Here is a 19,095-nt window from a genome sequence, read left to right on the forward strand (position 1 = left end):
TGATTGACGGCCACAGATGCCGTCAGGGAGGGCTTGATGTCACATGTACTGAACCGGTGGGAACCGGAAAATCCCGCATTCTGGCAACAGCAAGGCAAGGCGGTGGCGCGGCGCAATCTGTGGATATCCATCCCGGCGCTGATGCTGGCCTTTGTCATCTGGCAGGTATGGAGCGTGGCGGTGCTGAACATGCCGAATATCGGTTTCGGCTATTCGCAAAACCAGCTGTTCTGGCTGGCGGCATTGCCGGCCTTGTCCGGCGCCACCCTGCGCATTTTTTACAGCTTCATGGTGCCCATTTTTGGCGGGCGCAAATGGACGGCCATTTCCACCGCCAGCCTGCTGATTCCGGCCATCGGCATCGGTTTTGCCGTGCAGGACCCCAACACCAGCTACATCACGATGGTGGTGCTGGCTTTGCTGTGCGGTTTTGGCGGCGGCAATTTCAGTTCGTCCATGTCCAATATCAGCTTCTTTTTTCCCAAGGCGGAAAAGGGTACGGCGCTGGGCCTGAATGCCGGGCTGGGTAATCTGGGGGTGTCGCTGGTGCAGTTCGTGGTGCCGCTGGTGATTACCATGGGGGTGTTCGGGGCATTTGGCGGCGATGCACAAACCTGGATCAAGGGGGCGGTACACAAGAAAATGTGGCTGCAGAACGCCGGCTTTGTCTGGGTGCCCTTCATCGTGCTGTCCACCATCGCCGCCTGGCTGGGCATGAATGACATTGCCTCGGCGCGGGCCTCGTTTGCCGACCAGGTGGTCATTTTCCGTCGCAAGCATAATTGGCTGATGTGCTGGCTGTATATCGGTACCTTCGGTTCCTTTATCGGTTTCTCTGCCGGTTTCCCGCTGCTGATGAAAGGTCAGTTTCCGGATGTCGATCCCACCAAATACGTGTTTTACGGCCCGCTGGTGGGCGCGCTGGCCCGTCCGGTGGGCGGCTGGCTGGCAGACAAGATCGGCGGCGCCAAGGTGACCCAGGCGGTATTCCTGCTGATGATGCTGGCGGTGGGCGGTGTGCTGGGCTTTTTGCCGCATGCCGGCCAGGGCGGCAGTTTCCAGGGCTTTTTTGCCATGTTCCTCTGCCTGTTTGCCCTGACCGGGCTGGGCAATGGTTCCACCTTCATGCAGGTGCCGGTGATTTTCCTCACCCTGCACCAACGGCTGGCGGGCAAGGGCGAGACGGCACAAAAGCAGGCGCAGGCCGATGCCACGCGTGAAGCCGCCGCCGTGCTGGGCTTCTCCGGTGCCATTGGTGCTTATGGCGGTTTCTTCATTCCCAAGAGCTATGGCACCTCCATCGCCATGACCGGCGGGGTGGAGGCGGCGCTGTATGCTTTCATCCTGTTTTATGCCAGCTGTGTGTTGATCAACTGGTGGTTCTACGCCCGCAAGAACGCGGAAATTCCGTGCTGATCGGCCTGGGCTGACCCGCGCGCTGCAAGCAGGCAAGGCAGGGGGAAGCATGAATGCTTCCCCTTTTTAATTTTTTGGCATATTTGATCGCGGCTGGAAATTGCCTATGCTGTTAGTGCATTGCAACACCCACCCCCACACGCCGATTGCGAGGCTGTCATGTTGTCCAGACTTTCCATTGCCAGCAGGCTGGGCCTGCTGATCCTGCCTTTTGTGCTGGTGATTGCCGGCCTTGCCGGTGTGCTGTCACTGGAAAAGTGGCAGAGCCTGTCACGTCTGCAGGCTTCGGCCCAGCTGCTGCAGGTAGCGGGCAAGGCCAGTGGCCTGATTCACCAGTTACAGGCCGAACGCGGGCTGAGCAATGGTTTTCTCAGTACGGCGGGCAGCAGCCTGCCGGCCGAGCTGCCCGCCGTGCGCCGGCAAACCGACGCCGCGCTGGCCGACTTCCACGCCAGCCTGGCGCAGTTGCCGGCAGCCACCCAGGCTGCGACGGTGGATGAGCAGGTGCATGCCCTGTTGCAGGGGCGTGCCGCCATCGACACGCGCAGTCAGCCGGCAGGGCAGATGTTCGCGGCCTATTCCGACCATATCGAACAGCTGATCGGCCTGATTGCGGATCTGGCTGGCAGCACCAGTGATACCGGCCTGCTGCACGATGCCGTGGCGCTGCTCAATCTGCAATGCCAGAAGGAGTTTGCCGGGCGCGAACGCGGATTCATCAATGGTGTGCTGGGGCGTGGCAGCTTTGACCAGGCTGCCTTGCTGCAGGCAGCCGGCATGCAGGCCCGGCAACAGGCTTGTGCCAGCCAGCTGCGGCTGGTGGCCTCTGCCGGGATTCGCCAGGCTGCACAGCAGGCCGACCAGTCGGCCGAGGCGGCTGTGCTGCAGGCCATGCGCCAGCAGATCATGCAGGTGGCGCCAGGCCAGTCGCCGGGTGTGGCGCCGGCCCGGTGGTTTGGCGCAGCCAGCGCGCAAATGGCCAATCTGAAAAAGCTGCAGGATCAATTGCTGCAGCAGCTGGATGACAATATGCAGCAGCTGCTGCAACAGGCCCGTTTCCAGCTGTGGTTCACCTTGCTGGGGTCGGCCGCCACCATTCTGGTGTTGTCGCTGCTGGGCTGGGCCATTTACCACAGTGTGGAGCGGCCGATTTCCCGGCTGGAGCAATTGATGAGCGGCATGAGCCGCGACTTCGACCTGTCGCGCCGCGCCGCGCTGCCCGGCAGTGATGAGATTGCCCGCATGGGCCATGCCTTTGATCACCTGGCGGACGCCTTTGCCGCCACCCTGCGCCAGATCAAGGCCGAAGCACACCAGATGGTGGCGGCAGCTAATGCGCTGAGCGATGTGTCGGAACGGGCGGCCTCCACCGCGGAGGTACAGAGTCGCTCCTCGGTGGATATTGCCGCCGCCATCGAGGAAATGTCCGCCGGCATTGCCGCGGTTACCGACAATGCCCAGCAGGCCATGCGCGTGGCCGAGGACATGCAGGGCTGCGTGGACGATGGCCGTGCACGCATGCGCAGTACCGCTGCCGCACTGAGTGAAACGGCGGATGGCCTGAGCCATACCGGCGAAAGCGTCAATATGCTGCGCGACAAGTCCGAGGGTATTCACAGCATCGTCACCGCCATTCGCGAGATTGCCGACCAGACCAATCTGCTGGCGCTGAATGCCGCCATCGAGGCCGCCCGTGCCGGTGAGATGGGACGCGGCTTTGCCGTGGTGGCGGACGAGGTGCGCAAGCTGGCCGAGCGCACCAGCAAGGAAACGCTGGACATCGCGGCGCTGATCGAAGACATCCGTCACGAAACCCGCGATGTGGCGCAGCAGATGGCCACGGCGCGGCAGCGCATGCAGGGCGGCATGGCCGAAGTGGATCACACCGTGGCCGACCTGGCGCTGATTCACGGCAAGGCCAGCGCTACCGCCGACAAGAGTCGCAGCACCACGCTGGCGATGCAGGAGCAGACTGCCGCCAGCAATGATGTGGCCACCAATGTCAGCAAGATTGCCGCGCTGGCGGAAAGCAATGCGCGCATCGTGCAGGAGGCCGCGGCGCTGTCCGGCCAGCTTAACCGCACCGCCGGCAAGATGGTCGGACTGGTCGACCGTTTCCAGCACACCAGTTCCTGAGTTCCCTGCAGCAAGCTGCGGAGCAGCCCCTTGGCGGCCTGCTCCGCCCATCCCGCCCCCTTTCCCCCTGTTGCTGGCCGGCCTGTGTAGTGCCGTCTAATTCTTATGGCTTATCCGCCTCCTCACTCTGCTTTGCCTGCTTGCCACCTGTGGCGAATGGGCGCTGTTGTTGCCCGGACTTAATCTGTCCAGCGTAAGCAAAGGCTGCGCGGCACGGCCGCGGCACCGCATCTGGCGGTAAAAACTCGGAGGCAAGATGAGCCATTTTCTGGACAGACTGAATTTCCTCGGCAAGGTGAAATCCACCTTTGCCGATGGCCATGGCGCGGTGGTGAATGAAGACCGCCAGTGGGAAGACGCCTATCGCCAACGCTGGCAGCACGACAAGATCGTGCGTTCCACCCACGGGGTGAACTGCACCGGCTCCTGTAGCTGGAAGGTGTATGTCAAGAACGGGCTGATTACCTGGGAAACCCAGCAGACCGACTATCCGCGCACCCGGCCGGACCTGCCCAACCACGAACCGCGCGGCTGCCCGCGTGGTGCGTCGTACAGCTGGTATGTGTACTCCGCCCAGCGCGTGAAATATCCGATGATCCGCGGCCGCCTGGCCAAGCTGTGGCGCGAGGCGCGCAAGAGCATGGGCCCGGTACAAGCCTGGGAGCACATCAGCCAGAACCCGGAACTGGCCAAGCAGTACAAGAGCAAGCGCGGCCAGGGCGGTTTTGTGCGTGCCAACTGGGATGAGGCCAACGAAATCATCGCGGCTTCCAATGCCTATACCATCAAGAATTACGGTCCGGACCGCGTGGTGGGCTTCTCGCCGATTCCGGCCATGTCCATGGTGTCTTACGCCGCGGGCAGCCGTTACCTCAGCCTGATTGGCGGCGTGCCGCTGTCCTTCTACGACTGGTATTGCGACTTGCCGCCGGCCAGCCCGCAAATCTGGGGCGAACAGACCGACGTGGCCGAATCGGCCGACTGGTACAACTCCACCTACCTGATGGTGTGGGGTTCCAATATCCCGATGACCCGTACCCCGGACGCCCACTTTTATACCGAAGTGCGCTACAAGGGCACCAAGACCGTGGCCGTTTCCAGTGACTTTGGCGAAATGGCCAAGTTCGGCGACATCTGGCTGGCGCCGAAGCAGGGCACCGATGCCGCGCTGGCCATGGCCATGGGTCATGTCATCTTCAAGGAATTCCACCTGGACAAACCGTCGGCCTACTTCACCGACTACATCCGCCGCTACACCGACATGCCGATGTTGGTAACGCTGCGCCAGGATGGCGAACGCTATGTGCCGGACTACTTCCTGCGTGCCAGCCATCTGGCCAATAACCTGAACGAAGACAACAACCCGGAATGGAAGACCCTGGTATTCGACGAAACCAGTGGCGACATCGTGGCTCCCACCGGTTCCATCGGCTTCCGCTGGGGCCAACCTGAAGGCAAGACCGGCAAGTGGAACCTGCAACAGCAGGACGGCAGCACTGGCCGCGAGGTATCGGCCCGCCTGTCCCTGATTGAAAACCGTGACGAAGTAGTTGGCGTCGGCTTCCCTTACTTTGGTGCCGAGCACGAGGAACTGCTCACCCGCAATGTCCCGGCCCGCAAGGTGGTGCTGGCTGATGGCAGCACTGCACTGGTGGCCACGGTATTCGACCTGATGGCAGCCAACTACGGCATCGACCGTGGCCTGGGCGGCGGCAATGTCACCAATGATTACATGGCCGACGTGCCGTACACCCCGGCCTGGCAGCAAAAGCACACCGGCGTGAAGCCGGAAATGGTGATCCAGGTAGCGCGCGAATTCGCCCAGAACGCCGACCAGACCCATGGCAAATCCATGGTGATTGTCGGTGCCGCGCTTAACCACTGGTATCACATGGACATGAGCTATCGCGGCATCATCAACATGCTGATGCTGTGTGGCTGTATCGGTCAGAGCGGCGGCGGCTGGTGCCACTATGTGGGCCAGGAAAAGCTGCGTCCGCAAACCGGCTGGGCACCGCTGGCCTTTGCCGGTGACTGGGTGCGTCCGTCGCGCCAGATGAACGGCACCAGCTTCTTCTACGCCCATACCAGCCAGTGGCGGCACGAAAAGCTGGGCATCAACGAAATCCTGTGCCCGACGGCCGACGGCAAGATGGCCAATATGAGCCTGATCGACTACAACGCCAAGGCCGAACGCATGGGCTGGCTGCCGTCCACCCCGCAGCTGACCACCAACCCGCTGGACATCACCCGCGCCGCCAGGGCCGCTGGCAAGGATGCCATCCCGTTTGCCGTGGACAGCCTGAAAAACGGCACGCTGGACATGTCCTGCAACGACCCGGACAACCCGAAGAACTTCCCGCGCAATATGTTTGTGTGGCGTTCCAATATCCTGGGCAGCTCCGGCAAGGGCCATGAGTACTTCCTCAAATACCTGCTGGGCACCCAGAACGCGGTGATGGGTTCGGAAGACGACTGCATCAAGCCCACCGAAATCACCGTGCGTCCGGCGGTGGAAGGCAAGCTGGACCTGCTGGTGGTGCTGGACTTCCGCATGTCCACCACCTGCCTGTACGGCGACATTGTGCTGCCGACCGCCACCTGGTACGAGAAGGACGACCTCAACACCTCCGACATGCACCCCTTCATCCACCCGCTGTCCGAAGCCGTACAGCCGCTGTGGCAGGCCAAGTCGGACTGGGAAATCTACAAGGGCTTTGCCAAGAAGATTTCCGAAATCGGCAAGGACTATCTGGGCGTGCAGCAGGACCTGGTACTCACCCCGCTGATGCATGACACCCCGCAGGAACTGGGCCAGCCGTTTGACCCGCGTGACTGGAAAAAGGGCGAGTGCGAGCCGGTGCCGGGCAAGACCATGCCGGCCATGACGGTGGTGGAGCGCGATTACGGCGCCATCTACGACAAGTTCACCTCCATCGGCCCGCTGCTGGAAAAAGTGGGCAATGGTGGCAAGGGCATCAGCTGGAAAACCGGCCACGAAGTGGACATCCTGCGCGGCCTCAACCATACCGTGGCCGAGGGCGCAGGCAAGGGCCAACCCAAGCTCAACACCGCCATCGACGCCGCCGAGATGATTCTGACCCTGGCGCCGGAAACCAACGGCCACGTGGCGGTGAAAGCCTGGGAAGCCTTGTCCAAGATCACCGGCATCGACCACACCCATCTGGCACTGCCGCGCGAGCATGACAGCATCCGCTTCCGCGATGTGCAGGCGCAGCCGCGCAAGATCATTTCCTCGCCCACCTGGTCGGGCCTGGAAAGCGAAGAAGTCAGCTACAACGCCGGCTACACCAATGTGCACGAGCTGATTCCATGGCGCACCATCACCGGCCGCCAGCAGTTCTATCAGGATCACCAGTGGATGCGCGCCTTTGGTGAGGGCCTGTGCGTGTTCAAGCCGCATGTGGACCTGAAAACCACCCAGGCCATCCTGGGCAAGAAGTCCAATGGCAACCACGAGCTGGTGCTCAACTTCATCACCCCGCACCAGAAATGGGGCATCCACAGTACCTATTCGGACAACCTGCGCATGCTGACGCTGTCGCGTGGCGGCCCGCATGTATGGGTATCGGAAGTGGACGCCAAGAAGGCCGGCATCGTCGACAACGACTGGATCGAAGTATTCAACGTCAACGGTACGCTGACCGCCCGTGCGGTGGTATCGCAGCGCGTACCGGAAGGCATGACGCTGATGTACCACGCCCAGGAAAAAATCGTGAACGTGCCGGGGGCGGAAACCAGCGGCAAGCGCGGCGGCATCCACAACTCGGTGACCCGTGCGGTGACCAAGCCGACCCACATGATTGGCGGTTACGCCCAGCTGTCCTGGGGCTTCAATTACTACGGGACGGTGGGTGCCAACCGTGACGAATTCGTCATCGTGCGCAAGATGAAAAAAGTGGATTGGATGGATAAGCCTGCAGGAGAAGACAAATGAAAATCCGTGCACAAATCGGCATGGTGCTGAACCTGGACAAGTGCATCGGCTGCCATACCTGTTCGGTCACCTGCAAAAACGTCTGGACCAGCCGCGACGGTGTGGAATACGCCTGGTTCAACAATGTGGAAAGCAAGCCCGGCATCGGCTACCCCAAGGACTGGGAAAACCAGGAAAAATGGCAGGGCGGCTGGGAACGCAAGCCCAATGGCAAGCTGGTGCCCAAGCAGGGCGGCAAGATGCGCATTCTGGCCAATATCTTTGCCAACCCCAATCTGCCGGCCATTGACGACTATTACGAGCCGTTTACCTTCGATTACGAGCACCTGCAAAACGCGCCGGAAATGCAGACTCCGCCGACGGCCCGTCCGGTATCGGTGCTGACCGGCAAGAAGATGGACAAGATCGAATGGGGCCCCAACTGGGAAGACGACCTGGGTGGCGAGTTCGCCAAGCGCAGCAAGGACGCCCTGTTTGAAGGCATCCAGAAGGAAATGTACTCGGCCTTCGAGAACACCTTCCTGATGTATCTGCCGCGCCTGTGCGAACACTGCCTGAACCCGGCCTGTGTCGCCTCCTGCCCGTCCGGCTCCATCTACAAGCGCGAAGACGACGGCATCGTGCTGATCGACCAGGACAAGTGCCGCGGCTGGCGCATGTGTGTGTCCGGCTGCCCGTACAAGAAGATTTATTACAACTGGACCAGTGGCAAGGCCGAGAAGTGCATCTTCTGCTACCCGCGTATCGAGGCCGGCCAGCCCACCGTGTGCTCGGAAACCTGCGTAGGCCGCATCCGCTATCTGGGCGTGCTGCTGTACGACGCCGACCGCATCGAAGCGGCTGCCAGCGTGGAGGACCCGAAGAGCCTGTACGAAGCGCAGCTGGGCGTGTTCCTGGACCCGAATTTGCCGGAAATCCAGGCCGAGGCCCGCAAACAGGGCATTCCGGAAGCCTGGATCAGCGCCGCGCAGAATTCGCCGGTGTACAAGATGGCCATGGAATGGAAAGTAGCTTTCCCGCTGCATCCGGAATACCGCACCCTGCCCATGGTGTGGTACATCCCGCCGCTGTCACCCATCCAGAGCGCGCTGGAAAATGGCCTGATCGGTGACAACGGCATCATCCCGGACGTGAAGGACCTGCGCATCCCCATCCGCTATCTGGCCAACCTGCTGACCGCCGGCAAGGAAGAACCGGTGGTGAGCGCGCTGGAAACCATGGTGGCCATGCGCCGTTACATGCGCAAGAAGAGCGTGGAGAAGGTGAGCGATCCGGCCACCCTGCGCGGCACGCATCTGAAACCGGCCCAGGTGGAAGAAATGTACCAGGTGATGGCGATTGCCAATTACGAAGACCGTTTCGTGATTCCGTCCAGCCACAAGGAAATGGTGGAAAACACCTTCGACGACAAGGCCAGCTGTGGTTTCACCTTTGGCAATGGCTGCTCCGGCGGCACGTCGGAATCCAGCCTGTTTGGCAAGAAGAAGGCCACGCCCATCGTGTTCCACGACATGCGGCGCGACCGCAAGGCCAACGCCGGGAGCTAAGCCATGAACCAGTCATTGTTCAAGATTGCCTCGGCCCTGCTGTGTTATCCGGAGCCCGAGTTGCTGGCGGCGCTGGATGACATCCGCAGCGCACTGCAGGCTACGCCAACCGCAGCCAGCATGCTGGAACCGTTGCTGGCCCAGCTGGAGGGCAGCGAGCTGATCGCCCTGCAGGAAGGCTATGTGCAGACTTTCGACCGCAGCCCGGCGCACTCGCTGCACCTGTTCGAGCATGTTCATGGCGAGGACCGCGCCCGCGGTCAGGCCATGGTGGACCTGATGGAAGAGTACAAGGCCCACGGTTTCGAGCCGGTGTGTGCCGAGCTGCCCGACTACGTGCCGCTGTTCCTGGAATTCCTGTCGCAGTGCGAGGCGGAGGAGGGCAGCCGCCTGCTGGGCGATGCGGTGCATGTGCTGGGCCATATCGCCGGCAAGCTGCGCGAATCGTCCTCGCCCTATGCCGGGGTGCTGGATGTGCTGGTGTGGCTGTCGCCAGTGGCACCGGAGCCGCTGACCGTACCGCCCATCCGCGACATGGACGAACTGCTGGAAACCTTTGGCCCCGGTGCGGATGGCAGCGAGCCCTTGCTCAAGCCCGCCATGCCGGCCATAGCTCCGGTCAATTTCTACCCGTCGCGACCCGGCGCCTGAATCTGCCCGTTCCCGGCCCGCGCTGTCATGGGCTGGCCGGAACAGCAAGGAGAGAGAGATGGATTATCTGCATCAATTTGTGTTCGGGATTTATCCCTATATCGCGCTCAGCATCTTTTTGCTGGGCAGCCTGATGCGCTTCGAGCGCGAACAGTACAGCTGGAAGAGCGAATCCTCCCAGCTGGTGTATCGCGGCAATCTGCGCCTGGGCAACATCCTGTTCCACGTCGGCGTGCTGGGCCTGTTCTTCGGCCATCTGGTGGGCTTGCTGACGCCCTTGAGCGTATGGGAAGCACTGGGTGTCACCCACAGCTTCAAGCAGGTATTTGCCATGAGCGCCGGTGGCATCATGGGCAGCCTGGCCCTGGTCGGCCTGTTGATCCTGCTGCATCGCCGCCTGAGCAACCAGCGTCTGGCTGCCAACACCACCTGGCGTGACAAGCTGGTGCTGCTGTGGCTGCTGGCCACACTGCTGCTGGGCCTGTGTACCATCGCCGTGTCCGCCCAGCATCTGGACGGCCACGAAATGGTGCTGCTGATGACCTGGGCGCAGCATATCGTCACCTTGCGTGGCGATGCCGCACAGTTCATCGTGGCCGCATCCCCCATCTTCAAACTGCACCTGTTCATGGGGATGAGCGTGTTCGTGATCTTCCCCTTCACCCGTCTGGTGCATGTATGGAGCGGCTTTGGCGCGGTGACGTATCTGGGACGCGCCTGGCAGCTGGTGCGCCCGCGTGCCTGATCAGCAGTTGGCTGGCTAGGCACAACAAGCCATTCACACAGCAGAAAGCCCTGTTTCCAGCGATTGGAGACAGGGCTTTTTTTTGCTTGCGGGCCAGTCCCGCACCATCACCGGCGGCAAATGCTCCGGTGCAGGGGGCGCTGTGTTCTTGCATGGCAAGACAAAGCCGGTACCAGAAGGTCGGCTCCGTGCCAGCCGACCAGGACATGCGGTGCGGATGTGGCGGCGCCCGGTGCAAGGGCGCAGTGGGGTGTGAGAGCGCTGCGCACAAGCCGACTTTTCTTTGGGCGCGGTCATGCCGCGGGGGTGGTATGGCGCGCCAGCCCGGCTGCTTAGACCCGCTGACAAGACCCCCGCGCCTGCCTTGCGCCTCCTTGCCCTACACTTGGTACTCCGGCTTCGCTACGAGGTGTTGTGAGCCCGCTCTCATTGCGCAGGCTGCGGGGGCAGTGATGCGACGCCTGGTCATCGCTTGCGGCGCCAGCAAGGTCGGCAAGGGCGCGTGACTTGATGCGCTGTCGCCGCATCAGCTGTCGGCATGCTTTGTGAAATGGCGGGGGTATTGCGGCCGGGGTGTGGATGGCCAGGTGATCAGCGTGCTGATCACCTGGCGGGGCAAGCTGTGCCGCCCCCTTGCCCGGCTATTCAATGCGCAGGGGGCGGCAAGACGGTTTGATGCAAGAGCCGCAAACCGGAAAGCGGCTGCGCCACAGGGGCGCTGCGCTATTTGCTTGGTCGCGGTAAACGGTTTGCTTCAACCAGCCTGACCATCGGCGCGCGGCTTGAGGTACAGCCCGATCAGTTGCCGGCTCCAGCCCAGCAGTGCCAGCAGGCCGCAGAGGGCTACTGCTGCATACAGGCAGGCGACCCATGCTGGCGGCACAAAGTCGGCCACGACCCGGCTCAGTGCCACCGCATGCACCGCCAGATAGACACGCCACAGCCAGCTGCCGGCCTGCAGCGGCAAGCCGGAATGCCCCAGCGTTACCCGCGAGACAAAGGCGATGACCATGGTCATGAAGAAGCCGACGGTGATGGCGTGCAGCGGCGCCAGCCCCAGCGCCAGCGCGGGCAGCAGGCCGGCTACGCTGTACAGGCCGAATGCCACGGCCAGCCAGGCAAAGGACAGGTGCAGCATCCACAGCAGCCTCACCTTGCGTGAGGGCAGCAGGCCCCAGCGCCAGCTGGTGTAGCCAAACAGCAGGGTGAGCGGCAGGTCGGCCAGCAGGCTGCTGTGCTGGCTTAGCAGCAGCAAGCCATGCAGCCAGCTGCCGCCCACCATGGCGGCCAGCAGCCAGTAGGGCCGCCATGCCTTGCGATCCGGCAGTACGCTGCTGGTGAAGAAAGGCAGCATGCGGTGGCACACCGTCAGGAATACCGGTAGCAAAAAGCCCCACAAGGCCAGATCGCGCATGATCAGCCAGTAAGCGCCATTGCCGCTGAACAGCCAGCAGCCTGCGGCCACGACACCGGCCAGCCCCAGCACAAAAGCCGCCAGCACCACCAGCGCATGGCGGCGATCCGGCTGCGGGCTACGCCAGATCAGCCCGGCAAAGCACAAGGTCAGGCTGGCAAAACCCAGGCCGTACAACAGCAGGCCGGCCAGCAGCCAGCTCTTGCCCAGCGCCAGGCCCGCCAGCCAGCCTGCCACGCCGGCAGCCATCAGGCCGGGCGTCAGCAGATAGCGCATCCGGTTGGGCGGGGCCACCCCCAGCCAGCGCGGGCCGGCGGTAAAGATAAAGCCGGTCATGAACAAGGGGAAGATGCCGTACAGCATCAGCAAGGCATGCGCCATCACCGCAGGAATCTGCGGCGTGATGATATGTGGGCCTAGCCGCGATGCCAGTTCGGCAAACCAGGCGGCAAACAGCAACAGGGCGCTGAGCATGCCCAGCAGAAAAGCCAGGCGGTGCGGTGCGCGCAGCAAGGCGGGGGGAAGTGTGTCAGGCATGATGGTCGGGCTCGCAGAAGGTGGTAGCCCAGTATCGGTGGCGGTCGTGCAAGGCGGAATGATTCTCGTCAAGAAAATCCGGCCGCGCGCGGCGGCTGCGGCAGCAAGGCTGTTGGCCGCTCAGCGCGCCGCCGCCGCAGGCAGTGCACGCCGCACCGCCTGGTAGCGCTGCGCGATGTTCCCACCCAGCCACAAGGCATAAGCCGCCAGCGCCAGCGTGGCCAGGGCAAACAGCAGATGAAAACGGGCGGGCTGCCAGCACCATAGCGTGCCGGCCAGCAGCCATAGCAGATGCAGATGACGCAGCCGCAGCTGGGCGGACTCGGGCAGGAAACCATGGGTGGAGGGCAGCAGGCCGCGTGGCGGGTTCAGCCGCTTCAAGTGCAACCAGGCCAGAAACGGCAGGATCTTGCCCAGCATGGCCAGCGTGGCTCCCAGGCCGGCGCCGCCCAGCCACCACAGCCCAGCCAGCAAGGGCAGGCTCGGCCATATTGTCCATCCAGCGCATAGCCAGGCGGCCACGCAGCCTAGCAGCAGGCAGGCGAGGACCGCCTGCCATTGCCACCACAGCGGATCAGCCGGCCGCCGGCTTTGCCGCAGCAGCTGCCAGGATTGCACGGCATAAAGCAGTACTGGAATCAGCAGCAGGCTGGCGGGCAGCCACAATTGCGCTGGCCAGAACAGCAGGGCCAGGCTGCAGCCAAGCAGCAAGATCAGCACGCTCCGCGCCGTGCTCAGCATCCAGGCCGGATAGGGCGGAGTGATCAGGAACAGCGGAATCACGGTCTGGCTGACGGCCAGCATCAGCAGCAATAGCCAGCCCATGGCCGCCCACAGTACATGGCTGTGCAGCAGCGGCAGCCAGGGCAGGGCCAGCCGGCCGCTCAGGGTCAGCACCAGGCACAGCCCGAGCGCGGCGGCGACCAATAGTCCCAGCAGTGCCAGCGCCATGCCGCGGCTGCTGGCATCGCGCGCCGGGCTGTGGGCCAGCCCATGCAGGCCGTGCCAGGCCAGGCGGAGGATGGCCGCACCCAGCAAGACTGCCGCCGCCTGCAGGGCGAGTGGGGAAAAGCCATGCAAAAAGCCGCCCACCAGCAAGGTGGTTCCCAGCTGCCAGGGCAGGAAAATGCCCAGCAGCAGGCGGCCTGCGCGCCGTGCTGCCACGGCGCTGGCCACCGCCAGCATTTGCAGCAGGGCACCGGCCATGATGTTGCCCAGCACGCCCAGCGCCAGAACATGGGTCAGCGCCAGCAGCTGCGGGTGGTAGCGGTTGGCCGCCAGCATGCCCGCAGGCAGCAGCAGCCCTCCCAGGGCCAGCAGCCACAGCATGGCTGCGCCAAAAAAGCTGGCAGGCAGCCAGATGGGGGGCGCGTCGTCGTAGGAAAGCCAGGCCTGGCTCATGCCTTGCTGATGTACAGAATCACCCCGCCATCGCCGGACAGCTCGAAGCGGTAGGCAATGCCCTGGGCGGTGAGCATGGGCAGCAGTGGCGTGGGGTGGTGCGGCAGGATCCAGGCCAGGGTTTGCTGGTCTTGCAATTGCTCGGCGGCATCCAGAATGATTTCCATCGGCGCGGGGGCTGCCAGGTGGCGCAGGTCGACCGGGCTCATGCGCTGACTCCCGGCCGCACCATCTGCTCAAAGCCGGCAATGTGCTGGCGGCACATGGGATAGAGGATGTTTTCTTCTTTCATATTGTGCTGCTGGGTGAGGATGAGCAGGGTTTCGGCGTGGCCCAGCCAGGCGCTGGCATCGCTGGCCAGCAGCGCGTCGTCCATGTCCTGCAGCAGCAGGCGGATTTGCTGGTGTTCCTGGCGCATCACGGCGGTGGGGCCGCTGTACATGCCGGTGGCAGCCTCGAAAGCCGGGAACAGCTGCTGTTCTTCCAGCTGGAAGTGTTGCTCCAGATCGGTGGCCAGGCGCAGGCAGGTCTGGCCGGCGGTGGTCCAGTCGCCGTGACGTACCGCCTGTTCGGCTTGGGCAAGAATGGCGTCGCAGTCACGATGCTGCTGGGTCAGGCAGGCTATGGCATTCATGGGTGGTGTCCTGTGTGGCTGGGGCTGACGGTAAAAGCGCAGTATGCGGTGCGGCGGCGGCCCGTTTGAATGACACGGATCAAGAACTTGCCGCTGCAGCTTGCCCGGCCATGGCGGCCTGCAGCTTCTGATGCAGGGTGACGATCTGCCCGATCACCAGCAGGGCCGGGGCCGTGATGCCTTCCTGTTCGATCAGGGTGGCCAGCGTCTGCAGGCTGCCACACAGGCAACGCTGCCGCGCGGAGCAGGCATGTTCCACCACGGCAACCGGGGTGTCGGCCGCCCGGCCATGCGCCAGCAGCTGACTGGCGATGCTGGCGGCCTCGCCCAGCCCCATATAGACCACGATGGTCTGCTCGGGCGTGCAGTGGCGGGTCCAGTCCAGCGTCTGCTGCCCCTGGCGGCGGTGACCGGTGACCAGGCTGCAGCCCTGGGCGTAATCGCGATGGGTGAGCGGCAGGCCGGCACTGGCGGCGGCCCCCAGCGCGGCGCTGATGCCGGGGACCACTTCACAGGGAATGCCGGCGGCGGCCAGCGCTTCCATCTCTTCGCCGCCGCGGCCGAACAGCAGCGGATCGCCCCCCTTCAGCCGCACCACGCGCTGGCCTTGCCGGGCCAGGCTGACCAATAACTGATTGATGTCGGCTTGCGGCAGGGTATGGCGGCTGGCGCGTTTGCCCACGCAGAGGCGTGCGGCCGTGGCGGGGGCCAGCGCCAGAATGCTGCTGTCCAGCAGGTGGTCGTACAGCACCACATCCGCCTGTTGCAGGCGCTGCAGCGCGCGCAGGGTGAGCAGGTCGGCGGCACCCGGCCCGGCACCCACCAGGGCGACGCTGCCAGGCCGGAATTCAGCGCCGGGAATGACGGGTTTTTCTGGCGGCACCAGGGGCGTGTGCAGGGCTTGATACGGGCTGTTCATGCAGGCTCCTTTGGCTGGGCCTTGGCTGGAATGTTGCCAGTGTAGGTAGGGAGGGGGCCGGAAATCGTTGATTCGAATCAATGCTGTCGGGATGTCCGAAACCGTACATTTCGCCGCAAGTGCCGGGCTTGCCGGTACACGCAATTGAGGAGGACGTGATGAGCGCGAGCTTCACCAAATCGACGGCCCGCAACATCTTTTACGGTGGGTCGGTTTTCTTTTTCCTGATTTTCCTGGGGCTGACCGTGGATACCACCCTGGCGGTGCCCAGCCATAACGCCAAGGCCCAGCTGACCGATGCCGCTGTGCGCGGCAAGAAAATCTGGGAGACACGCAACTGTGCCGGTTGCCACACGCTGCTGGGCGAGGGGGCGTTCTTTGCGCCGGAGCTGGGCAATGTCTATGTGCGCCGTGGCCCGGAGTTCATCAAGGGCTGGATGAAGGCGATGCCCACCAATGTACCGGGTCGGCGCCAGATGCCGCAGTTCAACCTGAACGATGCCCAGCTGGATGATCTGGTGGCCTTCCTGAAGTACAGCTCGCAGATCAATACCAATAACTGGCCGCCCAATATCGAAGGCTGATCCGCAGTGCGATCAATTGCTTCCGGAGAAAACACATGAGTAATGCAACCGTGGCAGCACTGCCCGCCAGCAAGGCGACAGTGAATGACCAGATAAAATACCGCTCGCAAGCAGTGGCCAAGCCCTATTTCGTGGCGGCCATCGGCCTGTTCATCGGCCAGATCCTGTTTGGCCTGATCATCGGCCTGCAGTACTTCAAGGGCGACTTCCTGTTTCCCGCCATTCCGTTTGGCACCGCCCGCATGGTGCATACCAATTTGCTGATTGTCTGGCTGCTGTTCGGCTTCATGGGCGCGGGCTACTTCCTGATCCCGGAAGAGTGCGAGCGCGAGCTGTACAGCCCGAAACTGGCCATCATCACCTTCTGGGTATTCCTGGTGGCCGGTGCGCTGACCATTCTGGGCTATCTGGGCCTGCCGTATAACGTGCTGGCCCACCTTACCGGCAACGACCTGCTGCCCACCATGGGGCGCGGCTACCTGGAGCAGCCGCTGATCACCAAGGTAGGCATCGTGCTGGTGGCGCTGTCCTTCCTGTTCAACCTGTCGATGACCCTGCTGTCCGGGCGCAAGACCAGCATCAGCATCGTGATGATGCTGGGGCTGTGGGGCCTGGCGATTTTCTTCCTGTTCTCTTTTGTGAACCCGAACAACCTGGTGCTGGACAAGTATTTCTGGTGGTGGGTGGTGCACCTGTGGGTGGAAGGCGTGTGGGAACTGATCATGGGCGCCATGCTGGCTTTCGTGCTGGTGAAGGTGACCGGCGTCGACCGTGAAATCATTGAAAAATGGCTGTACCTGATCATTGCCATGACGCTGATCACCGGCATCATCGGTACCGGCCACCATTATTTCTGGATTGGCACGCCGGGCTACTGGCAGCTGCTGGGCTCCGTCTTCTCGGCGCTGGAACCGGTTCCCTTCTTCATGATGACGGTGTTCGCCTTCAATATGGTCAAGCGGCGCCGGCGTGAGCATCCCAACCAGGCCGCCACGCTGTGGGCGCTGGGTACCGGGGTGATGTCTTTCCTTGGGGCCGGGGTATGGGGCTTCCTGGGTACGCTGTCGGTGGTGAACTACTACACTCACGGCACCCAGCTGACTGCGGCACATGGCCATATGGCGTTCTACGGTGCTTACGCCATGGTGGTGCTGACCATGATCTCCTACACCATGCCACTGCTGCGTGGCCGTGAAGCCAACAGTGCCGCGGCGCAAAAGCTGGAAAAGACCGCCTTCTGGGTGATGACGCTGGCCATCGTGGGGATCACCCTGTCGCTGACTGCTGCCGCGGTGACCCAGGTGTCGCTGCAGCGCCTGTCCGCCGCACCGCTGTCCTTCATGGAAACCCAGCAGCACATCATGCCGATGTACTGGGCCCGTTTCGGCTTTGGCCTGTGTTTCTTCACTGGCCTGATGATGTATGTCACCAGTTTTTTTGTCACCGGCAAACGTGAAAGCTGAGTAGCGGCTATCCGTACCGATCTTGAGGCGGCTTGCGGGCCGCCTCTTTGTTTTGGAGGCAGAGATGAATGGACAAAGTCTGGAACTGACCGCAGCGCCGCCCGCGCGCCATATACCGGGTGACCTGGCCATGTGGTGTTTCATCCTGGCAGAGCTGGCGGTGTTTGGCGTGTTCTTCCTGGTGTACGGGGTATATCGCCGGCAGCAGCCGGCCTTGTTTGCCGAGGGCCAGTCGCATCTGGCCTTGCTGCTGCCCACGCTCAATACCCTGCTGCTGATCGCCGGCAGCGCCTGCATGGTGGCCGCGGTGAAGCGGTTTGCCCTGGACCGGCAAGCTGCGGCGCGCCGGGCGCTGCTGCTGGCCATGGTGTTTGGCAGCGGTTTCCTGCTGTGCAAGCTGTATGAACTGGCGGGCAAGTTCATGGCCGGCATCAGCCTGTCCAGCAATGATTTCTGGATGTTCTACCTGTCGCTCACCGTGTTTCATTTCCTGCATGTGGTGCTGGGCATGGTGATTGTGGCGGCGGTGTGGTGGATGGCGCGCGATGGCCGCTATGGCCCTGGCCGGCTGGACGGCGTGGAAACCGCCGCGGCCTACTGGCATATGGTGGACCTGGTGTGGCTGGTGCTGTTTGCCCTGGTGTATGTGGCGCGCTAGCGCAGGGCCAAACCCTTATCCGGTATCAAGGATGCCGCGCGGCCTACTGCCTATGCTGTGCAGATGAATTATCCCGCATCTTCCCGTTTGTGGCTGTGGTGGCTCTGGCTGAGCGGCCTGACCCTGCTGGCCGCACTATTGGCCGAACAGGGCCTGTCGCTGGGGCAGGGTGCCCTGGCCCGGCTGGTATTGCTGCTGGCCTGGGTCAAGGGCGTTACCGTGATCGAGCACTATATGGGCCTGCGCCACGCCCCCCGCTGGCTGCGCCTTGTCGTGCATGGCTGGCTGCTGCTGGTGACGGGTTTGCTGATGATGAGTTTTTGCTGAGGCCGGACATGAACGCACCCTTACCCGCTGCTGTGGCAGCACCGTTTTATCAGGCCCAGGGCGATGAATGCCGCCTGTTCGAGGCCGCCTGGCAACAGCAGTTGCCGGTCTTGATCAAAGGCCCCACCGGCTGTGGCAAGACCCGCTTTGTCGCCCATATGGCGGCCCGGCTGGGCCTGCCGCTGATCACCGTGTCCTGCCATGACGATTTGTCCGCCGCCGATCTGGTGGGCCGCCACCTGATCGGGGATGGCCAGACGGTATGGTGCGACGGTCCGCTGACCCGCGCCGTGCGCCAGGGCGGTATTTGCTATCTGGACGAAGTGGTGGAGGCGCGCAAGGACACCACCGTGGTATTGCACCCGCTCACCGACGACCGGCGCATGCTGCCCATCGAGCGCACCGGTGAGCTGCTGGAAGCACCGCCCAGCTTCATGCTGGTGGTGTCGTACAACCCCGGTTACCAGCATGTGCTGAAAACCCTCAAGCCCAGTACCCGCCAGCGCTTTGTCGCCATGAGCTTTGATTTTCCCGCAGCGGATGTGGAACTGGCGGTGCTGCAACAGGAAACCGGCATTGCCGAAAGCCAGGCCCGCCAGCTGGTGACGCTGGCCGGTCAGCTGCGCCGCCTGACTGGCTATGATCTGGACGAATCGGTCAGCACCCGACTGCTGGTCTACGCTGCCAAGCTGATGATGTCCGGCA

Annotated in this window: 16 protein-coding genes; 11 read left to right on the plus strand and 5 right to left on the minus strand. The window is 63.0% G+C overall.

Going from position 1 to position 19,095, the window contains the following annotated elements:
- Positions 1 to 36: 36 nt before the first annotated feature.
- The 6 genes from JHD64_RS14555 to narI all read left to right on the plus strand — a co-directional run bounded on the left by JHD64_RS14555 (position 37) and on the right by narI (position 10,453).
- Positions 37 to 1,416, plus strand: a complete 1,380-nt coding sequence (locus JHD64_RS14555; RefSeq protein WP_059287296.1) for a NarK family nitrate/nitrite MFS transporter — start codon at positions 37 to 39, stop codon at positions 1,414 to 1,416.
- 159 nt (positions 1,417 to 1,575) lie between these two features.
- Positions 1,576 to 3,552, plus strand: coding sequence for a methyl-accepting chemotaxis protein (locus JHD64_RS14560; protein ID WP_199053754.1), 1,977 nt, complete (start codon positions 1,576 to 1,578; stop codon positions 3,550 to 3,552).
- A gap of 256 nt (positions 3,553 to 3,808) precedes the next feature.
- On the plus strand, positions 3,809 to 7,510 hold the full coding sequence (locus tag JHD64_RS14565; protein ID WP_199053756.1) for a nitrate reductase subunit alpha: 3,702 nt from the start codon (positions 3,809 to 3,811) through the stop codon (positions 7,508 to 7,510).
- Entirely contained in the window at positions 7,507 to 9,057 is a 1,551-nt protein-coding gene (gene narH / locus JHD64_RS14570) for a nitrate reductase subunit beta (RefSeq protein ID WP_199053758.1), read from the plus strand. The genes JHD64_RS14565 and narH overlap by 4 nt, the downstream gene beginning before the upstream one ends.
- Before the next feature lie 3 nt (positions 9,058 to 9,060).
- A complete protein-coding gene (narJ, locus tag JHD64_RS14575; protein ID WP_199053760.1) occupies positions 9,061 to 9,708 on the plus strand; it encodes a nitrate reductase molybdenum cofactor assembly chaperone in 648 nt (215 codons plus the stop codon).
- Positions 9,709 to 9,766: 58 nt separating this feature from the next.
- Positions 9,767 to 10,453 (plus strand): respiratory nitrate reductase subunit gamma, encoded by a 687-nt coding sequence (narI, locus tag JHD64_RS14580; protein WP_199053762.1) that lies wholly within the window; start codon positions 9,767 to 9,769, stop codon positions 10,451 to 10,453.
- Between the two features lie 754 nt (positions 10,454 to 11,207).
- Here narI and JHD64_RS14585 read toward each other — a convergent pair.
- The 5 genes from JHD64_RS14585 to cobA form a co-directional block, all read right to left on the minus strand.
- On the minus strand, positions 11,208 to 12,404 hold the full coding sequence (locus JHD64_RS14585) for an NnrS family protein (RefSeq protein WP_199053764.1): 1,197 nt from the start codon (positions 12,402 to 12,404) through the stop codon (positions 11,208 to 11,210).
- 120 nt (positions 12,405 to 12,524) lie between these two features.
- On the minus strand, positions 12,525 to 13,805 hold the full coding sequence (locus JHD64_RS14590) for a hypothetical protein (RefSeq protein ID WP_199053766.1): 1,281 nt from the start codon (positions 13,803 to 13,805) through the stop codon (positions 12,525 to 12,527).
- The gene (locus JHD64_RS14595) at positions 13,802 to 14,014 is read right to left on the minus strand and encodes a DUF2249 domain-containing protein (RefSeq protein ID WP_059287674.1); all 213 of its coding nucleotides are present in this window, start codon (positions 14,012 to 14,014) and stop codon (positions 13,802 to 13,804) included. Before JHD64_RS14595 ends, JHD64_RS14590 begins: the two co-directional genes overlap by 4 nt.
- Positions 14,011 to 14,439 carry a hemerythrin domain-containing protein gene (locus JHD64_RS14600; RefSeq protein WP_059287675.1) on the minus strand — a complete coding sequence of 143 codons (429 nt, stop codon included), beginning with the start codon at positions 14,437 to 14,439 and terminating at the stop codon, positions 14,011 to 14,013. Before JHD64_RS14600 ends, JHD64_RS14595 begins: the two co-directional genes overlap by 4 nt.
- A gap of 79 nt (positions 14,440 to 14,518) precedes the next feature.
- Entirely contained in the window at positions 14,519 to 15,358 is an 840-nt protein-coding gene (gene cobA, locus JHD64_RS14605) for a uroporphyrinogen-III C-methyltransferase (RefSeq protein ID WP_199053768.1), read from the minus strand.
- Between the two features lie 158 nt (positions 15,359 to 15,516).
- On the opposite strand from cobA, the gene JHD64_RS14610 reads away from it, so the two are divergent.
- The 5 genes from JHD64_RS14610 to JHD64_RS14630 form a co-directional block, all read left to right on the plus strand.
- Positions 15,517 to 15,942, plus strand: coding sequence for a cytochrome c (locus JHD64_RS14610; RefSeq protein ID WP_059287651.1), 426 nt, complete (start codon positions 15,517 to 15,519; stop codon positions 15,940 to 15,942).
- Positions 15,943 to 15,977: 35 nt separating this feature from the next.
- Positions 15,978 to 17,405, plus strand: coding sequence for a cbb3-type cytochrome c oxidase subunit I (locus JHD64_RS14615; protein ID WP_110312942.1), 1,428 nt, complete (start codon positions 15,978 to 15,980; stop codon positions 17,403 to 17,405).
- Positions 17,406 to 17,469: 64 nt separating this feature from the next.
- Complete coding sequence (locus JHD64_RS14620; protein ID WP_059287603.1) at positions 17,470 to 18,063, plus strand: cytochrome c oxidase subunit 3; 594 nt, start codon at positions 17,470 to 17,472, stop codon at positions 18,061 to 18,063.
- 63 nt (positions 18,064 to 18,126) lie between these two features.
- Positions 18,127 to 18,390, plus strand: a complete 264-nt coding sequence (locus tag JHD64_RS14625) for a cytochrome C oxidase subunit IV family protein (protein ID WP_059287604.1) — start codon at positions 18,127 to 18,129, stop codon at positions 18,388 to 18,390.
- Positions 18,391 to 18,398: 8 nt separating this feature from the next.
- A partial coding sequence (locus JHD64_RS14630; RefSeq protein ID WP_199053770.1) for a CbbQ/NirQ/NorQ/GpvN family protein occupies positions 18,399 to 19,095 on the plus strand: 697 nt, incomplete at its 3' end.

Origin of the sequence: Aquitalea sp. ASV15, assembly GCF_016429115.1 — a bacterium.
Lineage (GTDB): Bacteria > Pseudomonadota > Gammaproteobacteria > Burkholderiales > Chromobacteriaceae > Aquitalea > Aquitalea magnusonii.